Genomic DNA, 5,479 nt, shown 5'->3' with positions numbered 1-5,479 from the left:
GTGTCTGACAGTGGGTAGCCGCCTCGGGGAGGCCCGGGCGAGCCACCGCCCTCCCCCGGGACTCCCCGAGGCGGCTACCCACTGTCAGACACTGGTCATCATTCGAGGGAACTGAGAGGATGGTCACAGGGACTTCACGGTGATGGTAACGGCACGTTATGTGCTCGCGGCGCTCGGTTCCACCCTCGACGGTGGCCTGCCGCGCGTCGAGCGCCCGGGCGCCGGTCCGGCCTGATCGAGCGGAGTGCGCGTCCGTCCGCGCGGGTGCGGCGCCCGCGTCACCCGCGACCCGGGCCCGAAGGAGCGGTATGACCGAGGACGGACACTTCGCGCCGGAGCGGCTTGAGCTCGCGGACCTGGTCTGTCTCACCGGCGCCGAGACCGCGCGCTACGCGGGGGTGGCGATCCCGAACGAGCGCGACGTCGCCATCGTCGACCTGCTGCGCAAGGCGCGCCGCACCGGCGGTCCCGGCCAGCTGCTGGACCTGATCCGCCCGGAGGTGGAGGCGGAGACGCTGCGCACGTTCGCCCTGCGGATGGCGTCGCTGGCGGTCCGCCGCGCCGATCCGGAGCTGCTGCGGATGGGGCTGCTCGCCGTCTCGGTCTCGACCCTGCGCGCCGTGGACCGCCACGACGACGTATCCGTGCTCGCCCCGCTGTGGCGGACGGCGAGCCTGCTGCGTCTCGATCCCGCCGCCGAGTTCGCCGCCGCGGCGGCGGAGTTCCCGGCCGCGGCACCCCTGCTGTCCGGCTGGCTCGACCGGCCCGCGTCGCTGCGGGAGCTCACCGTGTTGGGCTTCCACGAGTCGGCGGACGCCGACGGGTTCCGCTACGCGGAGGACTGGGCGGAGCTGTCCCGCGAGTTCGACGAGGAGTTCGCCCACCGGTCCCTGCTGCGCCGCGTCACTCTGCCCCTGCTGCGCCGCCGCCCCCGGCACTGAGCCCGCGACCCGCCGGCTCGGCCCGGGTCCGTTCCCAGGACCACACCGCCAGCGCGGCCAGCGCCGCGGCGAAGGCGACGGCTCCGAGCAGCTGCACGACCGTGCTGAACGCCCCGCTGCCGCTGCCCGGCTGGCTGTTCGGCGCGGCCGCGACGCCGATACCGGCTCCGAGCATCGCGAGCCCGGCGATCCAGCCCAGCACAGCCGGCCGGCCCCGGCCGATCCAGACCAGCACCGGCACGGCCAGCGCGACCGGCCCCGCGACCAGCACCAACGCGATCATCGCCAGGCCCGTCCAGAGGACCGCCGGCAGCCACGCGGGCCCGGTCCCAGGCGGGCTCTCCCGGCCGAGGCGGCGGCGTGCCGAGGCCGGCGGGCGGGGGAGGACCGGGTACGAGTCCGGGTCGACGCGCCGCCGCAGCCGATACCGGCCCGGCAGCACGGCGAGCGCCACGAGCAGCAGTACCAGGCCCAGACCGATGAGCAGATCGCGCCGGTACTCGATGCCGGGCCGGTTCTCGATCACGATCGTGCCGCCGGCACCGGCCGGGACGATCCAGCCCTGCTGCCAGCCGTCGAGACGGACCGGGGCGAGCGTGCCGCCTCCGAGACGCGCCGTCCAGGACGTGTTCGCGTTCTCGCGGACCGCGAGGAAGGCCCGGCTGCCCGCCGCGATGTCCACGGTGCGGCGCTCCGAGCCCCACTGACGGACCGTCGTCGCCCGCGGCGGCTGGTCGGACAGCTCCGGGCCGGTCCCGACCAGCGAGAGCGAGTCGACGAGGATCGAGGTCGGCCCCTGGTCCACGGAGACCAGGTGCGGCCCGGCGGACAGGGCGAGCACCCCGCCCTGCGTGCACAGCGACACCCGCACCGGCCGTACGGACGTCACGTCGCTGTTGCGCCCGGTGATCCGCAGCGGGTGGCGGCCGCCGTCGACGACGAGGGTGGGGCCGTCGCCGCAGTCGACGAGCAGCGGGCCGTCGTCGGCGGGCGGGGTGCCGCGCGGCGGCGGCAGGAAGCTCGCGGTGCCGGCGACGACCACGTCGGTCTGCCGAGGCACGTCGAACCGGCGGGACAGGGCCAGCTCCTCGGACCCGCCGAACGGCTGCGCCGGATCGACCCGCTCGCGTTCCAGGGAGAAGGCGAGCTGGCCGCTGTCGGCGCCGGCGAACAGGCGCCCGACGTCGTCGGGCAGCTGCGCGTAGCGCTGGAACCGGACGCCGGGGATGGTGATCTCCCGGATGCCGGCGCCGAGGGTGTCGTCGTTCTCCCGGCTGACCCGCTCGAAGGTGATGCGGTACCAGCGGCTCTCCCCCGGCGGGACGGCGAGGCGCTGGGTGTCCTCGACCGAGCGCACCGTGGTCACGATGGTGCCGGCCTGCGTGGTCACCCGCATCGCCTGCACCGTCGGGCGCCAGGCCCCCTCGGCGAGCAGCTGGACGTCGATGTACGGCACGGACATCCGCCGGCCGACGTCGAGCTGGATCCACTGGCCGGCCGAGGTGGTGCCGTTCTTGCGCAGCGCCGTCCAGGCGGTCGCCGGGTAGCCGTCGACGGCGGCCTGCGGCGCGAGGTCCGGGGCGGCGAGCAGGTCGTAGCCGTAGGAGGAGGCGGTGACGGACATGCCGCCGGCATAGCCGGCGACGGTCTGGTGGCCGTCCACGTCGTCCTCGGCCCACTGGTTGGGCGAGCCGGCGCGGCCGACCGCGTTGCCGGTCGGGCCGAGCAGGTAGGAGTTGGCGTCGTGGACGATGCCGAACGTGCTGTCCCGGCGGGTGAGGGTGTCCGTGTCGACCCAGGCCGTGGTCGGGCCGATCACGTCGCCGGGCGCCGCCTTGATCGCGGCGGGGCTGGTCGACGGCGGGGTCGTGTTGGCCGGGGCGGCGAGATCACTGGCGAGCACCACGGCCCGGTCGGGACTGAGCAGGCCCTGCGCGGCCATCTGCACGGTCGCCTCGGGTCCGCCGGAGACGACGACCGCCCGGTCCGCCGGATAGGACTGCACGAGCGTCGTCCCACCCGGCACCGTCCACACCTCCAGCGCCGGCACCGTGCCCTTGGGATTGCGCAGTTCGGGGATGAGCCGTTCCTTCGCCGAGGCCCGCCCGAGCACCTGCGGACCGAAGGACGCGGCGAGGGTGAGGCCCGAGGAGCGCAGCGCCCGGTGCAGCTCGTCGGTGGACGGCGGGATGTCCCAGTCCTTCTGCTCCAGGTCGTTGCGCAGCAGGATCTGCCCGATGCCGGCCCTGGCGAGCGCCGTGGCGAGGCCGGTCGCCGAGCCGGTGGACAGCTCGTGCTCGATGCCGTCCATCAGCCGGGTCACGCCCACCCCGCCGAGCGGGATGAGGCTGCGCACCCCCCACGGGGTCTTCGCGAGCCACTGCAGCGGCTCGTCCAGCGGGCGTCCCCAGTCGTACTCGGCGAACGGCGAGCCCGGGACGACCAGGGTGCGGCCGCCCTGCGGGTTGCCGCCGAGCCAGTCCGCGGCCTGCACCCAGTAGTCCGGCACCGCGCCGAACGGCCGCGGCTGCAGCGCGCGCCCGGACAGGGCCGGCGTCATGCCGCACACCAGCGCGGCCGCGGTGAGCGCGGCGGTCACCGTCGCCACCCCGGCGCGGGGCCGGGGCCACCGCCGCCGCCGCCGGCCGGCGGCCGCGGTGAACCGGGTCGGCAGCACGGTCAGGGCGTGCGCGACGCCCAGCGCGATCGGCAGCCGCACCACCGGCTGGAACTTGTAGACGTTACGCAGGAAGCCGAGCTGGTTGCCGAGCAGGTCACGCAGCTCACCGGAGAACGGGCTACCCGGGTGGCCCGGGTACGCCGCGGACACCGACACGGTGCCGACGGCCAGGGTCACCAGCAGGAACCGGCGGGCGGGAAGATCGGAGCGGCACAGCCCCCACAGCCCGATCCCGGCGACCGCGGCGGAGCCGACGATCGGCACCGGCCTGGAGACGTACTCGGTCGCGGCGGGCAGCCAGGCCCGCGGCAGCTGCAGGTAGGCCAGCCAGTCCGTCGCGCCGCGCAGCGCCTCGGCGACGGACGTGGACGCCGTCGTCGTCTCGGCCGTCTCGGTGTACGGGAGGAAGTTGAGGCCGTAGCGGCCCTGCACCCGCAGCGCGAGCAGCCACCAGGCCGTCGCCAGGAACACGGCGACGACCCACCAGGCCCGCAGCGCCCAGGCCCGCCTGGTCCCGCCGGCGAACAGCAGCACCACCGCGGGGCACAGCAGCACGCACAGGGTGACGGTGGCGTTGATCCCGCCGGTCGCGAGGATCGCGAGCCCGGACAGCGCGGCCGCGCGCCGCGGCGAGAGCCGGCACGCCGGATCGGTGGCCGGATCCGCGCCCGGGCCCGCCGGGCCGGCGGCGGTGCCCGTGTCGGCGCCGAGCGCACCGTCGGGGCGCAGCGCGAGGACGAGCGGCAGGGTGATCCAGGGCAGCATCGTGGCGCCGGCCATCGCGACGGACGTCGCCCCCACCTTGCCGAGGAACATCGGCGACAGCGTGTAGGCCAGCCCCGCCAGGACCCTGGTGACGGGCACCCCGATGCGCAGCGCGTCCGCGAGGCGCACCACGCCCCACGACGCGACGGTGAGCAGCAGCGCCATCCACAGCCGCTGCGTGATCCAGGGCGACACGCCGAGCGCCTTGCCCAGGCCGAAGAACGGGCCCATCGGGAACAGGTAGCCGACGTACTGGTTCGGCAGGTAGCCGAACTCGGCGAGGGAGTTCCACAGGTGGGTAGCCCGGCCCATGAAGCCCCACGGGTCGAGCGGGACGTCGAGCTTGGTGTCCGCGGTCAGCTTGCCCGGCGCCTGCACCAGGTACAGCACGGCGAACCCGACGGCGAACCCGAGCAGCGGCCAGCGCGAGGTACGGCGAGCGCGCGGGGACAACGGGGCCGCGCCGGCGTCCACGACGGGCGCCCCGGACACGCGCGGCCCGGTCGCCGCCGCGACGGCGGGCCCACCGGCGGGTGAAAGGATCGCTGGCTCCAAGGTCCGGAAGGGGGTGTCCCGACACTACAGACCGGACCACATTCGTCCGGACACCCCCCACCTCGCCCCGGGACGCCCCGGCGCGACGGGCGCTAGGAGGACGCGCGGCGGCCCGCGCCGTCCGGTCCCACGGTGCCCGGGCCCAGCGACGCCCGGGCGCCGCCCGCCGCGAGGACCGTTCCGAGCGCGGCGGCCAGCGCCACCGCGGGCGTCGGCTCGGCGGCGGGACTCGGGATGGCGAGCGCCGGCTCCTCGGCCGGCGGGCGAGGCAGGCTCTCCGCGGCGTTCGGGCGGCTCACACCCGGCTTCGGTCGGTCGATCGTGGTGGGGGGCGGCGCACCCGCCGGCTCACGATCGTTCGTCCCGCGGGCGTCGCCCTCGGCAGCGGGTCGACGCGGCGGGGACAGTGGCGCGCGCGCCGCCGGGGAGGACACGGCGAGCGAGGACACGCCGAGCGAGGACACGGCAGGTGTGGGCGGCACGATCGGCGCCGACGGCCTGGCCGGTGTGGACGGGGTCACGGGGGACCCCGGGACGG

General features: G+C 75.8%; 2 protein-coding genes and 1 pseudogene. 1 reads left to right on the top strand and 2 read right to left on the bottom strand.

Annotated elements, in window-relative coordinates; translation table 11 throughout:
• Positions 1 to 308 precede the first annotated feature (308 nt).
• Positions 309 to 941, top strand: coding sequence for a hypothetical protein (locus C1A33_RS19115; RefSeq protein WP_243407723.1), 633 nt, complete (start codon positions 309 to 311; stop codon positions 939 to 941).
• Here C1A33_RS19115 and C1A33_RS19110 read toward each other — a convergent pair.
• Both C1A33_RS19110 and C1A33_RS34255 read right to left on the bottom strand, forming a co-directional pair.
• Entirely contained in the window at positions 904 to 4,878 is a 3,975-nt protein-coding gene (locus tag C1A33_RS19110; RefSeq protein ID WP_243407722.1) for an alpha-(1->3)-arabinofuranosyltransferase domain-containing protein, read from the bottom strand. The two genes, C1A33_RS19115 and C1A33_RS19110, sit on opposite strands and share 38 nt — an antisense overlap.
• A gap of 155 nt (positions 4,879 to 5,033) precedes the next feature.
• A pseudogene (locus C1A33_RS34255) lies at positions 5,034 to 5,479 on the bottom strand (hypothetical protein); the annotation flags it as partial.

Origin of the sequence: Frankia canadensis (assembly GCF_900197875.1) — a bacterium.
In the GTDB taxonomy this organism is placed as follows: Bacteria; Actinomycetota; Actinomycetes; order Frankiales; family Frankiaceae; genus Frankia; species Frankia canadensis.
Note: the sequence above shows the minus strand (reverse complement) of the source record. Positions and strands in the feature narration are given on the sequence as shown.

What these genes read in the sequence shown, in the direction of transcription:
- C1A33_RS19115 (WP_243407723.1), top strand. Translation starts at nt 309, where the DNA reads ATGACCGAGGACGGACACTTCGCGCCGGAGCGGCTTGAGCTCGCGGAC.